The 17865-nt window shown below is 63.3% G+C and carries 17 protein-coding genes; 11 read left to right on the forward strand and 6 right to left on the reverse strand.

From position 1 onward, the window contains the following. Nucleotides 1-111: 111 nt before the first annotated feature. The 5 genes from IE125_RS08625 (at nucleotide 112) to IE125_RS19425 (ending at nucleotide 3242) form a co-directional block, all read left to right on the forward strand. A complete protein-coding gene (locus IE125_RS08625) occupies nucleotides 112-987 on the forward strand; it encodes an aldo/keto reductase family oxidoreductase (protein WP_189444222.1) in 876 nt (291 codons plus the stop codon). Between the two features lie 145 nt (nucleotides 988-1132). Next, entirely contained in the window at nucleotides 1133-1576 is a 444-nt protein-coding gene (locus IE125_RS08630; protein ID WP_189444223.1) for a DUF4440 domain-containing protein, read from the forward strand. After that, nucleotides 1573-2493: a GTP cyclohydrolase FolE2 gene (folE2, locus tag IE125_RS08635; protein ID WP_189444224.1), complete on the forward strand. Its 921-nt coding sequence runs from the start codon at nucleotides 1573-1575 to the stop codon at nucleotides 2491-2493. Before IE125_RS08630 ends, folE2 begins: the two co-directional genes overlap by 4 nt. A 51-nt stretch (nucleotides 2494-2544) precedes the next feature. Then, entirely contained in the window at nucleotides 2545-3147 is a 603-nt protein-coding gene (locus IE125_RS08640) for a DUF1826 domain-containing protein (RefSeq protein ID WP_189444225.1), read from the forward strand. Then, complete coding sequence (locus IE125_RS19425) at nucleotides 3096-3242, forward strand: DUF1826 domain-containing protein (protein ID WP_373297381.1); 147 nt, start codon at nucleotides 3096-3098, stop codon at nucleotides 3240-3242. Before IE125_RS08640 ends, IE125_RS19425 begins: the two co-directional genes overlap by 52 nt. Nucleotides 3243-3404: 162 nt before the next feature. On the opposite strand, the gene IE125_RS08645 is transcribed toward IE125_RS19425, so the two are convergent. The 3 genes from IE125_RS08645 to dksA all read right to left on the reverse strand — a co-directional run bounded on the left by IE125_RS08645 (nucleotide 3405) and on the right by dksA (nucleotide 6429). Continuing rightward, nucleotides 3405-4505 (reverse strand): NADH:flavin oxidoreductase/NADH oxidase, encoded by a 1101-nt coding sequence (locus IE125_RS08645; RefSeq protein WP_189444226.1) that lies wholly within the window; start codon nucleotides 4503-4505, stop codon nucleotides 3405-3407. Between the two features lie 182 nt (nucleotides 4506-4687). Further along, nucleotides 4688-5887 (reverse strand): zinc metallochaperone GTPase ZigA, encoded by a 1200-nt coding sequence (zigA, locus tag IE125_RS08650; protein WP_189444227.1) that lies wholly within the window; start codon nucleotides 5885-5887, stop codon nucleotides 4688-4690. A gap of 107 nt (nucleotides 5888-5994) precedes the next feature. Next, nucleotides 5995-6429, reverse strand: coding sequence for an RNA polymerase-binding protein DksA (dksA, locus tag IE125_RS08655; protein ID WP_189444228.1), 435 nt, complete (start codon nucleotides 6427-6429; stop codon nucleotides 5995-5997). A gap of 338 nt (nucleotides 6430-6767) precedes the next feature. Here dksA and phnD point away from each other — a divergent pair, with 338 nt between their 5' ends. The 5 genes from phnD (at nucleotide 6768) to IE125_RS08680 (ending at nucleotide 12118) form a co-directional block, all read left to right on the forward strand. Next, nucleotides 6768-7778: a phosphate/phosphite/phosphonate ABC transporter substrate-binding protein gene (gene phnD / locus IE125_RS08660; RefSeq protein WP_189444229.1), complete on the forward strand. Its 1011-nt coding sequence runs from the start codon at nucleotides 6768-6770 to the stop codon at nucleotides 7776-7778. A 67-nt stretch (nucleotides 7779-7845) separates the two neighbouring features. After that, nucleotides 7846-8637, forward strand: coding sequence for a phosphonate ABC transporter ATP-binding protein (phnC, locus tag IE125_RS08665; protein WP_189444230.1), 792 nt, complete (start codon nucleotides 7846-7848; stop codon nucleotides 8635-8637). Next, nucleotides 8634-9452, forward strand: a complete 819-nt coding sequence (phnE, locus tag IE125_RS08670) for a phosphonate ABC transporter, permease protein PhnE (protein ID WP_189444231.1) — start codon at nucleotides 8634-8636, stop codon at nucleotides 9450-9452. The genes phnC and phnE (IE125_RS08670) overlap by 4 nt, the downstream gene beginning before the upstream one ends. Further along, the gene (gene phnE, locus IE125_RS08675) at nucleotides 9449-10261 is read left to right on the forward strand and encodes a phosphonate ABC transporter, permease protein PhnE (RefSeq protein WP_229809009.1); all 813 of its coding nucleotides are present in this window, start codon (nucleotides 9449-9451) and stop codon (nucleotides 10259-10261) included. Before phnE (IE125_RS08670) ends, phnE (IE125_RS08675) begins: the two co-directional genes overlap by 4 nt. 576 nt (nucleotides 10262-10837) lie before the next feature. Next, nucleotides 10838-12118 (forward strand): MFS transporter, encoded by a 1281-nt coding sequence (locus IE125_RS08680; RefSeq protein WP_189444232.1) that lies wholly within the window; start codon nucleotides 10838-10840, stop codon nucleotides 12116-12118. A gap of 65 nt (nucleotides 12119-12183) precedes the next feature. Here the strand turns inward: IE125_RS08680 and IE125_RS08685 are convergent, their stop codons facing one another. Beyond that, nucleotides 12184-13218, reverse strand: coding sequence for a CNNM domain-containing protein (locus tag IE125_RS08685; RefSeq protein ID WP_189444233.1), 1035 nt, complete (start codon nucleotides 13216-13218; stop codon nucleotides 12184-12186). A gap of 137 nt (nucleotides 13219-13355) precedes the next feature. Further along, nucleotides 13356-13844, reverse strand: coding sequence for a pyridoxamine 5'-phosphate oxidase family protein (locus tag IE125_RS08690; RefSeq protein WP_189444234.1), 489 nt, complete (start codon nucleotides 13842-13844; stop codon nucleotides 13356-13358). A 236-nt stretch (nucleotides 13845-14080) separates the two neighbouring features. On the opposite strand from IE125_RS08690, the gene stpA reads away from it, so the two are divergent. Next, a complete protein-coding gene (stpA, locus tag IE125_RS08695; RefSeq protein WP_189444235.1) occupies nucleotides 14081-15373 on the forward strand; it encodes a glucosylglycerol 3-phosphatase in 1293 nt (430 codons plus the stop codon). Nucleotides 15374-15435: 62 nt separating this feature from the next. Here the strand turns inward: stpA and IE125_RS08700 are convergent, their stop codons facing one another. After that, nucleotides 15436-17610, reverse strand: a complete 2175-nt coding sequence (locus IE125_RS08700) for a methyl-accepting chemotaxis protein (RefSeq protein WP_189444236.1) — start codon at nucleotides 17608-17610, stop codon at nucleotides 15436-15438. Nucleotides 17611-17865 lie beyond the last annotated feature (255 nt).

The following is a 17865-nucleotide window of genomic DNA, read 5'->3' on the forward strand; positions in this document are numbered from 1 at the left end:
ATAGTCGAACGCACGCCATCGGCCTACGCTGAGTCCGCTGTCAGCCACTGATATGTCAAACCCGCTCGGCCTCTCGTTTAAAGGCCCACCTCTTTCAAAAGGAACCCGACAATGTCACTCATCGATCAGGCAGGGACTTATCGACTCGGCGACCGAGACGTCAAACGCCTGGGCTACGGCGCCATGCAGCTCGCCGGCCCCGGCGTATTCGGTCCGCCGAAGGACCCGGCGCGCGCGGAGCAGGTATTGAAGGCTGTGATCGAAGCCGGCGTCGATCATATCGACACCTCGGACTTTTACGGCCCGCACGTCACCAACCAGACCATCAAGCGCGCGCTACATCCCTACCCGACGGATCTCTGCCTCGTGACCAAGGTCGGCGCGGTGCGCGATGCCGAAGGTGGCTGGAATCCCGCATTCTCCGCAGCCGAACTGACCCGCGCGGTCGAGGACAACCTGCGCAACCTGGGTCTCGAACGGATGGAGGTGGTCAATCTGCGCGCGATGTTCTCGGCCCACGCACCCGCCGAGGGGTCGCTGGAAGCGCCGCTGACGGCGCTGGCCGAGCTGCGCGAGCGCGGACTGATCGCCCATATCGGCCTGAGCAACGTCACCCGCCAGCAGGTCGAGGATGGCAGCCGGATCGTCCCGATCGCCTGCGTACAGAATCTCTACAACGTGGCCAATCGCGACGACGACGCCTTGATCGATCATCTTGCCGCGCAGGGGACGGCGTACGTGCCCTTCTTCCCGCTCGGCGGCTTCTCGCCGCTGCAGTCGGAGATTCTCGACGACGTCGCCGCCGGACTCGACGCCACGCCGATGCAGGTGGCACTCGCCTGGCTGCTCGCGCGCTCGCCCAACATCCTGCTGATTCCCGGCACCTCGTCGCTCGCGCACCTGGAAGAGAACCTGCAGGCCGCCGCGCTCGAACTGCCTGACGCAGCGATGGCACGGCTGGACGCCATCGGCGAGGGGATGAGCTAGAGCTCAATCGGAGCGTCGTCCAACGGCGCTTCCGTCATGCGCACTGCATTTTTCGTCCGAGCAGATGCCATCAACACTATCGGATTGAAAAGCCTGCCGGCGATAATGTTATGATATAACGTATTATAGTTATCGAGTAACCGCTATGCCTCATCCGACCTCCCCCGCCCTGACCGAACGTGACACCGAGTTCTGCCTCAACGCCGCGTCGCGCACGCTGGAACGCTGGGCCATCGCCGTCAGCCGCGGCGAGAAGGAGACCCTGCTCTCGCTCTACGCCGAGGATGCGATTCTGGTGCCCACGGTTGCCAACGACGTGCGTGACAACCGTCACGACCGCCAGACTTACTTCGACAACTTCCTCGCCAATGAGGCGCTGACCTGTGAACTCGGCGAGTATTCACGCCGCGTCAGCCGCAAGCTGGGCACGGTCGTGGTCGGCGGACACTATGTCTTCAGCCACCTCAAGGATGGCGAGACCGTCACTATCCCCGCCCGCTTCCTGTTCACCTTCGAGGAGATTCAAGGGGAGTGGAAAATCACCGGCCACCACTCCTCGCAGCTTGCCGCTGCCGAGATCGTACAATGACCATGACCTCACTCCGCCCCCTTCCCGATGTCGCCGGCCAGACCGGTATGGCGGGCAGCCAGCAACCCCGCGCACTGCAACACGTCGGCATGGGTGGTATCGCCGCCCGGCTGCTGCTCGAGGACGGTACTCGTCTGCCGATCACCGTGGACGTCGGCGTGGACCTGGCAGCCCGCCACCGTGGCATTCACATGTCGCGTCTTTATCGTCTGCTCGACCGGCTCGACGACACGCCCCTCGGCGTCGAAACCTTTCACGAGCTGGGCGCTTCGCTGCTCGACAGCCAACAAGGCATCAGCGAGCGCCTCGAACTCGCACTACATTTCGATCTGCCGCTGCGGCGGCCGGCGCTCTTGAGCGAGGCGAGCGGCTGGCGACACTATCCTGTCACGCTCACGCTCAGCGGCACGCTTGACGCTCTGCGCACGGTGCTGACGATATCGCTCGATTATTCGTCCACCTGCCCCTGCTCGGCCGCGCTGGCGCGCCATGCCATGGCGCGCGACTGGCGCGCCTGGGCCGAGGAACACCCGGATGCCGCGCGCGACCCCGAAACCCTGGCCCGCTGGATCGAGCAGGACGGCAGCTTTCCCACTCCGCACAGCCAACGTAGCCGGGCACGCATCGCGCTCGTGCTCGAGGACTCGGCCTCGCTGGACTTCGCCTCGCGCATCGGCGATTTCGAAGACACCCTGCAGACCCCGGTGCAGACGCTGGTCAAGCGGATCGACGAACAGGCCTTCGCCGAGCGCAACGGCGCCAACCTCATGTTCTGCGAAGACGCCGCGCGACGCCTCGGCGACTGCTGCGACGCGCAGTCCGGTGTCAGCGGCTATCGCATCGGCATTACCCATGCCGAGAGCCTGCATGCCCATGATGCGGTCGCGCGGATCGAGCGCAACTTCGAAGCGCGCTGAATTCGTCTCATCTCGCCGAGTCAGACGACTCGCGTCTCGTCTGGAGCTCCCATGTCCGCGACATCATTGGCAACCTCGAATCGTCCCTCATCCGCCGTGGATGACCTCGCCGCCCGCCATGGCAATGCCGGCCCGGCACACTGGATCATCGGGGACACTCTCGACCGCCTACCGCATATCTTCGACGACGACATGACGCTGAGCGTGATGCGGCGACCGCTCTCCGACGAGATCGCAGCGAGCGTCGACAGCGTGATGGGCAGCCCTCGCTCGCTCGAGTGGTCCTGGCGCGGCGCGCCCGACGAGGCCATGCGCGCCGACCTGGCGCGCGAGCTGAAGGCGCCAGAAGAGGACGCCCTGGTCGCGGATGTCTGCCTGCTGGTCGAGGCGATCGCCTATCTGTTCGAGGCCACCCAAATTGGCGTGCGGCTGCGCAAGCTGGACGGCGCCATGTGCCCGCGATTCCACGTCGACAACCTCGGCGTACGGTTCATCACCACTTATGCCGGCCCCGGCACCGAATGGCTGCCGGATGACGCGGCCGACCGCCGCGGTCTCGGCGCCGCGGTCTCGGCGCCGCGCATCCCGACAAGCCGGACATCGTGCGCGATGCCGGGCGCATTCAGCGGCTGTCGTGCGGCGACCTGGCGCTGATGAAAGGCTCGGGCTGGACCGGCAATGCGGGACGTGGATTGATTCACCGCTCGCCGCCGGGCCGGCGCCTGATGCTTGCGATCGATCCCGGCTGAGCCGACCCTGCGCCACGAGTCGGCCGCTGGCCATGAAGACAAGTTCTGGCCATAAAGTCAGGCTCTGATCCAGCCCTCTACCGGCCATGAACGCAAAACGCCGCGCCCGAGCGGATGTCGGACGCGGCGTCGCCGATAACCTCTCTGGCGAAGAGAAGCTTACTAGTCGAAGAGATGCTTGAGCGTATGCGGCTGGCTGCGCAGGTACTGATTGGGCGCGTGAACCGTGGCGCCGAGTTTGGCGGCAGCGTGCCACGGCCAGCGCGGGTCGTAGAGCATCCCGCGTGCCAGCGCGACGGCATCGGCTTCCTCACCGACCAGAATGCCTTCCGCCTGTTCCGGCTCGGTGATCAATCCGACCGCGATCACCGGCATGGTCACTGCCTGCTTGATACGGCGGGCGAACGGCACCTGATAGTTGGGCCCGACATTCAGCGTCTGGCGCGGATCGAGACCGCCGCCCGAGCAGTGGATGAAGCTACAGCCTCGTGCATCCAGCGCCTTGGCCAGCTCGACGCTCTGCTCGAGATCCCAGCCACCCTCGACCCAGTCGCTCCCGGAGATACGAATGCCCACCGGTTTTTCGGCGTCGAACGCCTCGCGCACGGCGTCGAAGATCTCCAGCGCCAGCCGCATGCGGTTCTCCAGCGAGCCACCATAAGCATCGTCACGCTGGTTGGAGAGCGGAGAGAGAAACTCATGCAGCAGATAGCCGTGGGCCGCGTGAAGCTCGATCAGATCCAGGCCGAGCCGATCGGCACGCCGCGCTGCCTCGACGAATTCCGCCTTCAAGCGCTCGATATCTTCGAGACTCATGGCCTGCGGCGCGCGCTGCCCTTCGCTGTAGGGGAGCGCCGAGGGCGCCTCGGTCTCCCAGCCACCGTTGTCGAGCGCGAGCTGGGCACCTCCGTTCCACGGCGCATCGCAGGAGGCCTTGCGACCGGCGTGGGCAAGCTGAATGCCGATCGGCATCGGCGAATGGGCACGCACGGCTTCCAGCGTGCGCTTCATCGCGGCCTCGTTGGCATCGGAATAGAGGCCGACATCCCACGGCGTGATCCGCCCGGCCGCGTTCACTGCAGAGGCTTCGATGATCAGAAGGCCAGCGCCGGAGAGCGCCAGATGCCCCAGGTGAATGCTGTGCCAGTCGGTCATGCTGCCTTCACCGTCCGCCGAGTACTGGCACATCGGCGCAATGACGATCCGGTTGTCGAGCTTGCGCTGCCCTAACGTCAGCGGCGTGAAAAGTTTGGGTGTCGCCATGAATCGCTCCCGTCGGAGATTGAGTGATGCGCAAAATGTAGTCGGCTAACAATTTTTTGGCAACGGTGTCGGCGGCTGCCGTCTCCGCCAGCGAAGCATAAAAAACCCCGGTCAACCTTGGGTTGCCGGGGAACACTCTGGTGGAGACCAGACCACTCAGAACTTGAAGATCGAGGCCGCTGTCAGGCAGCGAGGCCCCAGTCCGGGAACGGGTCGGGTAGCGTCAGCCAGTACTCCTTGCCGCGCGCCAGCTCTTCGTCATCCAGCAGGCAGGCTTGCAGGCGCTGGCGAATCTCGGCGACATCGAGCCCTTGCCCGATGAAGACGAGCTCCTGGCGCATGTCGCCGAAGGGCTCTTCCCATTTTTCCATGATCGACGCCAGGTATTCCGGGTCCTGCGGCCAGCGTGCTTCCGGCACGGCGCGCCAGAACAGGCCGGCGAAACCGTGGTGAGCGATGCCCCCTGCCTGGCTCCACTGGCCGGCGAACTGCGGGCGGCTGGCCAGCCAGAAGAAGCCCTTCGAACGCAGCAGCGTGCCGTTGCCCCAGTCACCGTGCAGCAGCTCGAAGAAGCGTTCGGGATGGAAGGGGCGGCGCGCCTCGAAGCTGAAGCTCGAAATCCCGTACTCCTCGGTTTCCGGGACGTGCTCGCCGCGCATCTCCTTCAACCAGCCGGGCGCCTGCTGCGCGCGTTCGAAGCTGAACTTGCCAGTGTCGATCACCTTCTCGATTGGTACCTGGCCACGCTGGATCGGGATGATCTCGGTATCCGGGTTGAGCGTTCTCAGCACCGCCTTCAACTCCTCGAGCTGACGCGGTTCGATCAGGTCCGACTTCGATATCAGCAGGACATCACAAAACTCGATCTGATCGACCAGCAGGTCGGCAACGTTGCGATCATCCTCTTCACCCAGGCTTTCGCCGGCCTCGGCGATCGACTTCGCCTCGCGGTACTGAGACAGGAAGTTGGCACCGTCGACGACGGTGACCAGCGTGTCCAGTCGGGCGACTTGGGACAGGCTGCGGCCCTCTTCGTCCTCGAAAGTGAAGGTCTCGGCCACTGGCAGCGGTTCGGAGATGCCGGTCGACTCGATGACCAGATAATCGAAGCGACCCTCGTTGGCCAGCCGGCTCACCTCGACAAGAAGGTCCTCGCGCAGCGTGCAGCAGATGCAGCCGTTGCTCATCTCGACCAGCTTCTCTTCGGCGCGGTTGAACTCGACCTCGCGCTCGACCAGTGCGGCGTCGATATTGATCTCGCTCATGTCGTTGACGATGATCGCGATCCGGCGACCGTCACGATTGTTGAGCAGATGATTCAAAACCGTCGTCTTGCCGGCACCGAGAAAGCCGGAAAGCACGGTTACGGGTAATGGATTCATGGCGTTCTCCACGATCGGGTGTCAAAGGGTCCTGCCGGCGCCAGCCCGGCCCGCGCTTCTGGGTGACGCGATGCCGGTGGTGAAAGGCAAAACGTTGGCGCCGGAATCTACGCGCTGCGTCGCTTGGCGTAGTGATGTTCGCGCGACTCCTGGCGCTCCTTGGCCTCGAGGCACAGCGTCGCCGTCGGGCGCAGCAGTAGCCGCTTCAGGCCGATCGGCACGCCGGTCTCGTCGCAGTAGCCGTAGTCACCATCATCGAGACGGTTGAGAGTCGAATCGATCTTGCGCAGCAGCCGCGTCTCGCGATCTGCCTGGCGCAGCAACAGCCGCAGCGTCTCTTCATTGGCCGCGAGGTCCGCGTCATCACCGTCACCACGACTCTCGACGATGGTCTGACGCGTCTGTGCCAGCACGGATTCGAGCGAGAGCCGCTCATCGGTCAGCCGTTGACGGAAGAACGCCAGCTGCGCGTCGTTCATGTAATCCTGCTCGGGCATCGCCAGCAGCTTGGCTTCGCTGTCGATGATTTTCTGACGGGCCATGACGATCTCCTCGACATGCATTCGGAATACAATGTTATATCATAACAAAAAATACGCAAACCTTTGCCAACCCGGCACGCCCTCGCCCGCCGAACATGCAGTGCCGACCTCACCGTCGCGCTCGTCTTTCAGTGGCCCGCCTGGCGACCATATGTAGCTCGAATCACGCCTTCCCCCGTCACCTTTCTCTACCGCTATTTGATCGCCAAAGTCGAATGCGCTTTGTCGCCGATTTTGCGCACACTGTGACAAAACCATGACACCGGACGCACCCCACTAAACCGATAAATGGCGTTGCCGGTGTCACCTGCAACGACCCCCGTCTCGGGAGACACACCATGCTACGACGTCCAGAACGATCCCACTCTCGCTCACTGTGCTTCCCCCTTTATCTGTTGGCCTCGCTGGCACTCGGTCTGGGTCTTGTCTTTACGGCGCAAGCCGCCGAAGAGTGCCCCCAGCGTGGCGATCTCGCGCCTATGTACTGCGATGCCGACGGTGACCTCGTCGCCGATGCGCCAAGCGACGAATCCCAGTACCTCGATCCCGATCCGCTGGTGTTTGCCTACACCCCGGTGGAAGACCCCGCTATCTACGCCGATATATGGGAGCCGTTCATCGAGCATCTACGTGAGGTGACCGGTAAGGACGTGCGCTTCTACGCCGTTCAGTCCAACGCCGCGGAAATCGAGGCGATGCGCAGTGGCCGCATCCAGGTCGCCGGATTCTCCACTGGGCCGACGCCGTTCGCAGTCAATCTCGCCGGTGCAGTGCCGTTCGCGATCATGGGCAGCGACGATGGCGAATTCGGCTATACGCTGCAGGTCTATACCCGCAAGGACAGTGGCATCAACGAGCTGAGCGACCTCAAGGACAAGCGCGTCGCACACACCTCGCCGACCTCCAACTCCGGCAATCTGGCGCCCCGCGCGCTTTTCCCCAAGCAGGGCATTACGCCCGACGAAGATTACGAAGTGGTCTACTCCGGCTCGCATGACCAGTCGATGCTGGGCGTGGTCGCGGGTGACTACGATGCGGCCCCGGTGGCCTCCGAGGTCGTCGACCGCATGGCCGAGCGCGGTCTCTATGATCCCGAAGAAGTGAAGATCATCTTCGAATCGAAACGCTTTCCGACCACCTCCTATACCTACGCCTACAACCTCAAGCCCGAGCTGATCGACAAGATCAAGGAGGCTTTCTTCAGCTTCAATATGGCGGGTACCGAGCTGGGCGAGGAGTTCGACGGCGTGACCAAGTTCGTGCCGGTCACCTATCAGAAGGACTGGGAGGTGATCCGCGACATTCAGGACGCCAATGGCGTCGTCTACTCCCAGGAAAACGTCGAGTAAACCGCCGAGCCATCAGGCGGCGCCATCAGCCATGAAGGCCGATGGCGCCGTCAGCAGAGGATCTCCCATGCTGCGTATTCAGAATCTGGTCAAACGCTACGGCCATGGCGAGCCGGTACTGCGCGGACTCGACCTCGACGTGCCCGGTGAATCAGTGGTATCGATCATCGGCGCCTCCGGGGCGGGCAAGAGCACGCTGCTGCGCTGTATCAATCGGCTGGTCGAACCCACTGAAGGTAGCATCGAGCTCAACGGCCTGGAACTGACTCACCTCAAACGCGAGGAGCTGCGCAAGGCGCGACGGCGTATCGGTATGATCTTCCAGGGCTTCAACCTGGTCGACCGGCTGACGGTGATGGAAAATGTCCAGTGCGGTCGGCTGGGCTATATCCCCTACTGGCGTGCGGCGCTGCGCAAATATCCCGCTGAAGACATCGAACGCGCCTATCATCTGATGGAGCGGGTCGGCATCGCCCATTACGCTAACAAGCGCGCTGATGCGCTTTCCGGGGGCGAACGCCAACGCGTTGGCGTGGTCCGTGCGCTGATGCAACAGCCGGAAATCCTGCTCGCTGACGAACCCACCGCATCGCTGGACCCGGTCAGCTCGCGCCAGATCATGGAGCTTCTGCAGAAGCTGTCTCAGGAGCTGTCGCTGCCAGTACTGATCAATATCCACAACGTTGCCGAAGCGCGGGAGTACACCCAGCGCATCGTTGGCATGCGTTTCGGCAAGCTGATCTTCGACGGCAAACCGGCCGATCTGGACCAGGCGGCGATGGACGCGGTCTACAGCGGGACCGCAGGCGACGATCGTCAGCAGGCGGATGTCGAATCGCGCCAGGCGGTCACCTCATGAGCGCGAGCCCCGAACGAACACTTCCCTCATCGCGCCGGCACTGGCGCAAGCCGCCATTCATCGCCAACCCGCTGCTGCGCTGGGGGCTGGTCGTCGGCGTCGCGATCTACGCCATCTGGGCGATCTCGATTCTGCCTTTCGATCTCGACCGTATCAGTCAGGGAATGACCCGCGCCGCGCGTATCTTCTCCGGCGCGTTTCCGCCCAACTTCGACCGTTACGAGCTACTAATCGATGGCTTTCTCGAGAGCCTGCAGATCGCGATTTTGGCGACACTGCTGGGGCTCGCGCTGAGCGTGCCCATTGCGTTCATGGCGGCCCACAACATTGCCGCCAAGCCGGTCTATGCGATCGGGCGCGCGATCATCATCCTGGCGCGCAGCTTCCATCCGGTGATCGTGGCGATTCTGTTCGTCAAGGCAGTGGGATTCGGCCCGGTCGCCGGCATTCTGACTCTGACGCTCTACTCGATCGGCTTCGTCGCCAAGATGCTCGCCGAGCGTATCGAAGAGATCGACTGGGGCCAGGTGGAAGCGCTCCGCGCCAGCGGCACACCTTATATCAGCGTGCTGCAGTTTGCCGTGCTGCCGCAGATCATGCCGCGCCAGATCGGTCTCGGTATCTATCAGCTCGACAGCAACCTGCGCGCCTCGGCGGTCGTCGGCATCGTCGGCGCCGGCGGTATCGGCTCGACGTTAATGAACGCCTTCGGCCGCTACGACTACGATTTCGCGCTGGCGATCACGCTGGTGATCATCGGGGTGATCCTGGTCAGCGAAGCCATCAGCGGTCGGATCAGGAGAAACATCGGATGATGCAGCCAACCACTCCGAACGTTGCCGAACGCACCTGGGCGCGCTATACGCCGCAACAACGCTGGAAGCGTCTCGCCACGCTGCTGTTGGTCGCCGCGTCCGTAGTCTGGGCGGTGGAGAGCATCGATATCATCTGGCCGTGGGTGTGGGACGCGCCGGCCCAGGTCGGCGATCTGTTCGGCCGCATGGTGCCGCCGGACGTGAGCAACTTGCGGGCGATTCTGTGGGCGCTGGTAGAGACGCTCAATATCGCCACAATCGCCACATTCATCGCCGTCTTTCTGTCGCTACCGATCGCCTACATTGCGGCCCAGAACACCACGCCCAACCGTTTCACGCTGTGGCTAGGGCGCTTCATCCTGGTTTCCAGTCGTTCGGTCAACACGCTGATCTGGGCGCTGCTGTTCGTGGCGATCTTCGGCCCCGGCGTGCTGGCCGGCATCATCGCGATCATGTTCCGCTCGATCGGTTTTCTCGGCAAGCTGCTGGGCGAGGCGATCGAGGAGATCGACCGCCGCCCGGTAGAGGCGCTGGAAGCCACCGGCGCCTCACGGGCGAAGGTGGTGCTCTACGCCATCGTGCCGCAGATCGTACCGACCTTCTTCGCTGTCAGCATTCTGCGCTGGGACATCAACCTGCGGGAATCGACTGTCCTCGGCCTGGTTGGCGCCGGTGGTATCGGCGTGATTCTGCAGGGCGCCATCGATACGCTCGCCTGGCAGACCGTGGCGACCATCCTGCTGGCGATCATCGTGCTCGTCATCCTGGGTGAGGCGCTGGCCGCCTGGCTGCGCAAGAAGGTCATCTGATTGTGACTGCCAATGGGCGCTCGAGGCGCTAATGCGGCCGACCTCAGGTCGGCCGCATTAGTGGGTTCGTCACCTCCATTCAGCTCTCGACAGCAGCCTGGTTCAGGCGCCGAGGGCCGCCGAAAGGCCACGATTCCCTTCTCGACCCAAAACAGCCCACATTCAGGACAGCTCTCCCTCACACTGGCCCCAGTCTCGATAGCTCACAGGTACACGTCACGCCTCGAATGCTTGCCTCGAATTCTCGTCTAAGAGACCTGCGGCGGCCCCGCCCAAAGATGACATATGTATAAATAAACCTTAGACTTTAGTCTATGAATTCATCACACACTGTTATCCAACAACACACAACAACGCCCGTGACGTCCTTCAAATCTTCCCCGATGACGCAGGTCCGCGCCGCGCGTCCCTCGCCCGAACCCTGATATCGCTACGCATCACTGGCGTAGCAAGTCTTTGCCGAGATATCAGGCGAACCGGGGGCAAGCCCTCAATCTGGCGGAGTCTTTCCGCTTTCTATAACGACAAATCACCGCAGTTGCGGTGCGGCCTCTGCGCCGCCACTGGAGTCAAACAATGAATCATTTTCTCACTCGGATCGGCATGCCGCCGAGCCTGGCGCTGGGCTATCTTGGCGTCGTGATTTTCATGATGGGTGATGGTCTGGAGGCCGCGTGGCTGCAAAGCTACCTGGTCGGACACGGTCTCACCGAGACCGAGGCTGCCACGGTGTTCGCCGGCTACGGCGTAACGGTTGCCATCGGCTCCTGGTTTTCAGGGGTACTGACAGAGGCCTTCGGTCCAACCAAGACCATGCTCTCCGGCGCGCTGCTCTTTGTCTTCGGCACGGTGCTGTTCATACCCGCCATCTCCTCGGGCATCGACTACACCACGCTGCTGTGGACCTATCCCATGCGCGGGTTCGCTTACCCGATGTTCTCCTATTCGTTTCTGCTGGTCATCGCTCAGGTGACGCCGAAGGCTCGACTCGGCTCCGCCGTTGGCTGGTTCTGGTTCTGCTTCACTTTTGGTTTTTTCGTGCTGGGTGCTCAATATTCTGACCTGGGTTTCTCACTGCTCCAGCTGACGCCGATCGACATGCTCTGGACCGGACTGATCTTCATCGCGATCGGCACCGCCATCGCCCTTTTCAGCTTCTTCTATAACCGCCGCCGGGGCATCGAGATCGCGCCCGGCAAAGGGTTCAAAGCCAAATCACTGCTCAAGGGCATTACCATCGCCGTCGAGAACTACAAGATCGGCTTCGGTGGACTCGCGCGCACCATCAACACCGTGGCGAGCTACGGTTTCATCGCCTTCATGCCGAGCATCATGCAGAACGAAGTCGGCTACACCCAGAGCGAGTGGTTGCAGATCTGGGCGATGCTGTTTTTCAGCAACATCATCGCGAACCTGATTGCGGGCGCGGTTGGCGACCGGATTGGCTGGCGCCAGACCATCATGTGGGGCGGCGGCTTTCTCTGCATGCTCTCGGTGCTCGGCTTCTACTACTTGCCTGTCTGGACCGGGAGTTACTGGCTGGGCATGTTGATGGCGATCTGCCTGGGCTTCGGCCTCGGCGGCTTCGTGCCACTGTCGGCACTCATGCCCAGTCTGGCCCCCGAGAACAAGGGCGCGGCGCTCTCCGTGCTCAACCTGGGCGCTGGGCTCTCGACGTTCGTCGGCACGGCACTGGTCAGCGTTCTGCTGGGCTCGCTGGGGCCAGAGGGCATCATCTGGATCTTTGCAGTGCTTTACGGGCTCAGCATTGCCCTGGTGCGCACCATGACACTGGACGACGAGACCGCCCCCTCGCCCGCCGAACATGCAGTGCCGACCTCACCGTCGCGCGGCTGATGCCACGAAGCGATTCCCGGCTGGCATACTCGCCGGGAATCGTTCGAGACGTGTTCTGACCTGCTTCAGCGTGAAGTCGAAGTGGGTGTCTCGCGCCGGATGCGCTTCAACCAGCGGCGCTTGGCGTAGCGGCGCAGGTTGTGGACGCTGTCGGTCTCGTCGACGATATCCTGCCCCAGGATCGTCTCGATCACGTCCTCGAGCGTGATCACGCCGACCCAGCTGCCATGATCGTCGTAGACCACGCGCAGGTGATTGTGGTCCCTGAGCATTTCGGTGAAGACATGCTCGACGCTGTCGGTATCGGTGACGTCGGTCAGCGGATGCATCAGCGACTTCAGCGTCTGCTCATCTTCCGCGTGGTAGGTGTCGGCCTTGTGCACATAGCCCAGCGCCTCTTCGCCGCCGTCCATCACGGGAAAGCGCGTGAACTGCGTCTTGCCGTAACGCTGGTCGAACTCGGCGACGGTCATTTCCGGTCTGACGGTTTCGCAGACCGTGCGCGGCGTCATCACGTCCCTCACCGGAATTTCGTGCAGATTGAGGATGTTGGTGATGGTGCGGGTCTCATCGGCGTCCAGCGCCTTCTCCTCGAGCCCGATACGCGCCAGCGCCTTGATCTCGCCGCGCATGTCGACGTCGTTCTCCTGCTTGGCAATACGGTTGGTGATCGTTTCCGAGAGCCAGATGAAGGGCAAGAGACTCCAGACCATGAACTTGAGAATGCGCGGCAGCAGCGGCGCCAGCGCGCGCCAGTAGGTCGCGCCGATGGTCTTGGGAATGATCTCGGAAAAGATCAGGATGCCGAACGTCATCAGCGCCGAGGCAATCGCCACATGGGCATCGCCGAATACAGCCGCCACCTGCGCGCCGACGCCGGTCGCGCCGACCGTGTGAGCAATGGTATTGAGGGTGAGAATCGCCGCCAGTGGCCGATCGATATTGGACTTCAGCGCGTTCAGCGCATCGTGAAGCTTGGGGCGATCATCCTTGAGCTGCGCGATGAAGCTGGGCGTCAGCGAAAGCAGTGCGGCTTCCAGTACCGAGCAGAGGAAGGAGAAGCCGATGGAGAGAACGACGAATGCCGTCAGCAGGAGCATGGGGGTTCGCTATGTGACCTGTAAGGGCTCTTTATCCTGACTCGCGACATCGCTGTCAATGACCCCGCAGACCAGCGGTCTCGACGTCGCCACGCTGGGACCGCTTTCGGGATCAGTGGCCGAACTTCTTTGAGGGATCAGTGGCCGAACTTCTCGTTCTCGCCGAGATCGGGCTGGTGACCTTTTTTCAGGTTCGCCTTCGCGATTTCGTAGAGCTGGAAGGTCTTGCTTTCTCGCGCCTGCCAGTGCTCACCGAAGTCGATATCGATCTCCATCATGGTGATGTCCGGATCGTCCTTGCCATCGGGAAACCAGGCGGCGACGAACGGATTCCAGTACTTTTCGACCAGATCGCGATCGTCGTTCAGCCGCGCCTTGCCGGTCATCGAGACGTAGATCCCGTGCTCCTGATCAGAGAAGGTCAGGCAGACGTCGCGATCCTGCTCGGTCTCGATGACCTTCTCCGCGCTGCGGCGGGTAAAGAACCACAGCGTGCCATCATAGGCTTCCTGCACCAGATGCATGGGACGTGCCCGCGGCGCGCCGTCGTCGAGCGTGACCAGCATGCCGACCTTGATCTTCTCGATCAGCTGCCAGATCTTCTGCTTGTGTTCGGGACTGGACATGATTGCCTCCTCCGTTGGCGGTGTCCCCGCGCCCTCCGGCGCGGCCGTGCCGACGCCGTCAATGGCGCCTTCGTCTGCAGACTAGTCGCGGCGGGGGCACGCGGCAAACCGGGTCAACGATGCCACCGGCACTCGCGGCGCTGGATCGCCCCCCGCCGCTTGGCTCTATACTGGGGTTCGACGTCGCCCCGTGACGATGAACGTCGCCATACGCCCATCCAACGACAAGATATCCGATGACTTCGACTCGCTCCGATTCGCTCACTCACTACCTTGACCATGCCGCGCTGCTTGATGAGCTGGCCGCCACCGACAACCTGCTGATCATCCAGGATCTCGACGGTGTCTGCATGGGGCTGGTCGGCGATCCGCTGACGCGCACGTTGGAGCGCCGCTATCTCGACGCCGCCCGCCGGCTCGACGGCCACTTTTATGTGCTGACCAATGGCGAGCACGTCGGCTCGCGCGGCGTCAACGGCATCGTCGAGGCGCTGTTCGAGACACCGGATCGCGCCGGCGAGCAGGGCCGCTACCTGCCAGGCCTCGCCGCCGGTGGGGTGCAGTGGCAGAGCCGTTTCGGGGATGTCTCGCACCCGGGGGTCAGCGACGCCGCGCTCGACTTCCTCGCCGAACTTCCCGCGCGCGCGGAACGCTTTCTCGAAACGCTTCTGGCCGCGCCCCAGTACTCGCTAGACAGCGACCTCAGGCGCGACCTGATCGCCAGTGCGGTGCTCGACAATCTCGCCTCGCCAACCCTCAACATCAACGTCTTCCATCGTCACTGGCAGGATGCGCCGGCGCGCTATCGCCAGCTTCAAGAGGATGTCGCCGCGTTCATGCAAGGCGAACTCGAGGCCGCCGCCAGCGCCGGGCTGAAAGACACCTTCTTCGTCCACTATGCGCCCAACGCCGGCCGGGACGCCGAGGGGCGCGAACGCCTAAGGGCGAGCGAGACGGTCGACGGCAAGCTTGGCGGTGCCGGCACCACGGACTTTCAGTTCATGCTTCGCGGCGCGGTGAAGGAGGTCGGCGTGCTGGTCATTCTCAACCGCTATTATCACCGCCATACCGGCCACTATCCGCTCGGCGAGGCGTTCAATGCCATCGATGCACCGCGCAATCACGATGCCCTGCTGGCCCTCGCCAGAGAACATTTCGATCCGGCGCTGATGCCGAAGATCGTCGGCGTCGGCGATACCGTGACCTCCTACCTTGCAGCGACGGAAAATGGCAGCGAGCGTCAGCGGGGCGGCAGCGACCGGGGCTTTCTGACCCTGGTCAAACAGTTGGGCCAGGCGTTCGACAGCGGCAACCGCGCGCTCTTCGTCGACAGCAGCGGTGGCGAGGTCAGGCGCCCGGGCGTCGATGCCGCGCGTCTGACCGACCATGCCCGCGATGCCTCGGTCGACGTGTGGCCCGCACTCAACGGCATCAGCGACCCGGAAGACCCGCTCAGGCTCGACGCGATCTTCCCCCGCGGCCATACGCAGTACATCGACTTCTTCTGCGAGTTGGCCGCGCGGCGCTGATCGCTCCGAAGAGGCTGGGCTGGATAAACAGCCCAGCGGGGCCTGGCTGGAGCAACAGCCGGCTAGACCTCCTCGGCGCGTTCGGTCCGTCGAGTCTGGCGCGTGGGCGGTGCTAGTGAAGTACCTGACTCCGAAGCTGGAAGCACGGGAGTGTCACCGAGCCGAAACGCCCCGACCGTCGTGGCCAGCCGCTGAGACTGGTGGCGCAATTCAGCGGCCGCCGTCGCGGTCTGCTGCACCATGGCCGCGTTCTGCTGGGTAACGTTATCGATCTCCGCTACCGCTTGATTGACCTGGCCGATGCCCTGGCTCTGCTCCTGGGTCGCGGCACTGATTTCACCCAGCACGTCGGTCACCCGCGCAATGCTGGCAACGATCTCCTCCATCGCCTCGCCGGCGTGACGCACGCGCTCCGCCCCGAGCTGCGTCTTGCCGCTGGCAGCATCCACCAGTGCCTTGATTTGCTGGGCCGCGTCGGCGCTGCGGCTGGCCAGGTTACGCACTTCCTGGGCGACAACGGCGAAGCCCTTGCCCTGCTCGCCGGCGCGAGCGGCTTCGACCGAGGCGTTGAGCGCCAGCAGGTTGGTCTGGAAGGCGATGCCGTTCATGGTCGTGACGATATCGGCAATCTGGCGAGACGAGGCTTCGATCTCGTCCATCGTGGTGACAACGTCACCGACGACTTCCCCGCCCCGACGCGCAGCATCCGTCGCGGACACGGCGAGCTGATCGACCTGACGCGCAGACTGGGCAGTGTGCTCGACCGTGCTGGTGAGCTCCTCCATCGAGGCCGATGTCTGCTGCAGACTCGCCGCCATCGAGTCGGTACGCCGAGAGAGATCGTCGCTGCCGCTGGCGATCTCGCCCGACGCCAGACGCACGGACTCGCTGCTTTCGCGCACGTCCTGCAGCACATGCTGCATCTTGTCGGCGAAGGCGTTGAACTGAATCGCCAGTTCGGCGCTCTCGTTGCGTCCTCGCACCGGGAGCCGCTGCGTCAGATCACCATCGCCGGAGGCGATCTCGCGCATGCGCTCGGCCAATCGCTGCAGCGGCCGAGAGAGGCTGGTGCCCAGCAACCAGCTGACGATCACGCCCAGCACGATGACCCCCAGCCCGACGCCGAGCATCGCCAGCGTATCCAGATGGCGCTGATCACCGAGCTCGTTTTGCAGATCATGGATACCGGCCATCACCGCACTTTCCGGCAGGCGGATCATCAGCACCCAAGGCGTGCTGTCGGCCGCCCCGACGGTGAAGGGCCAGTAGAGCTCGACCTCTCCATCGACAGTGTCCCGTACCGCGCTGCCCTGCCGTGCCTGCTGAATACGGGAGGCGAGCTCGGGCCCCAGCAGCTTGGCGGCCTGCTGGCCCAGCGTCGCGGCAGCCGGCGCGTCGGTGCGGGCGTCACTCTGACTGGTCAAGGCGGTCACGCCGCCGCGCGGTGCGATCAATGCCCACTCGCCGGCGCCATCGTAGAGCGATCGATCCGCTTTCTCGAGCAGCGCCTGCGTGAAGTCGACCGATAGATCGACCCCGGCGCTGCCCTTGAACTCGCCGTCGACCAGAATCGGCACGTTGAACGAGGTCACCATCAGCGTCTGGCCGTTGTAGTCATAGGGCGCCGGATCGATGATGCACGCCTTGCGGGTCTCTTTGGGGCAGAGGTAGTACTCGCCCGTGCGCACGCCCGTGGAGAGAGGCTTTTCGCTCTCGAGATTCTCCTCATCGAGCGCCAGCACTTTCACGTCGCCGCTGTCGTCTCGATACCACCACGGCAGGAAGCGACCGTCAGGCCCATATCCCTGATCCTCGAGTCCCTGATAGTAGCTATCGCTGCCGAACGCGTTCGGCTCCCAGCCGATGAAGGCATCGAGCAGATCCGGGTTGTCGATCACCATCTGACGCGTGAGGTTGGAGACCTCGCTACGACTCAGATAGAAGCGCCGTTTGCCACCCTCATCGACTTCGCCCATCAGCGCGTTGGTGTTGGCCAACTGCGCCGCCAGCGTCAGCGCGTGTTCGAGCCGCGCCTGGATCTGCCCCGCACGATCCGACGCGACGGCAGTCAGTCGTTCATCGATACTCTGGGCCATCAGCGCCTGCGTCTTGGCATCGACCAGCGCCTGGGAACGGGAGTCGGCGTAGAGCGAATAGCCAACCAGGGCGACTACGACCAGCAGGATGCACGCACCGACCAGCAGCGTGACCAGCGAGCGCACGGATTTGAAATGCATGGAGAGATCCTCGGGACTGCCTGGCGTCGCGCCGACGGCGCGCGTGGCTATCGTTATCATCCCTCTCTAGGGGATGTCGCGTTCGCCTGCCTTATCGCCCGAATGCGTCAAAACTGAAGGGATAAAAGCACGTCCAGAGAATCAATACGGCCCGGTAGCCTGAGCCACCGGGCCGCGAGCGACCTTTCGATCGACTGTCAAAAAGACCTGCCGGCATCCGCCATAGGTCTTCGTCAGTCACATTTTCCAGCCAAA

This window comes from Salinicola rhizosphaerae (assembly GCF_014652715.1).
In the GTDB taxonomy this organism is placed as follows: domain Bacteria; phylum Pseudomonadota; class Gammaproteobacteria; order Pseudomonadales; family Halomonadaceae; genus Salinicola; species Salinicola rhizosphaerae.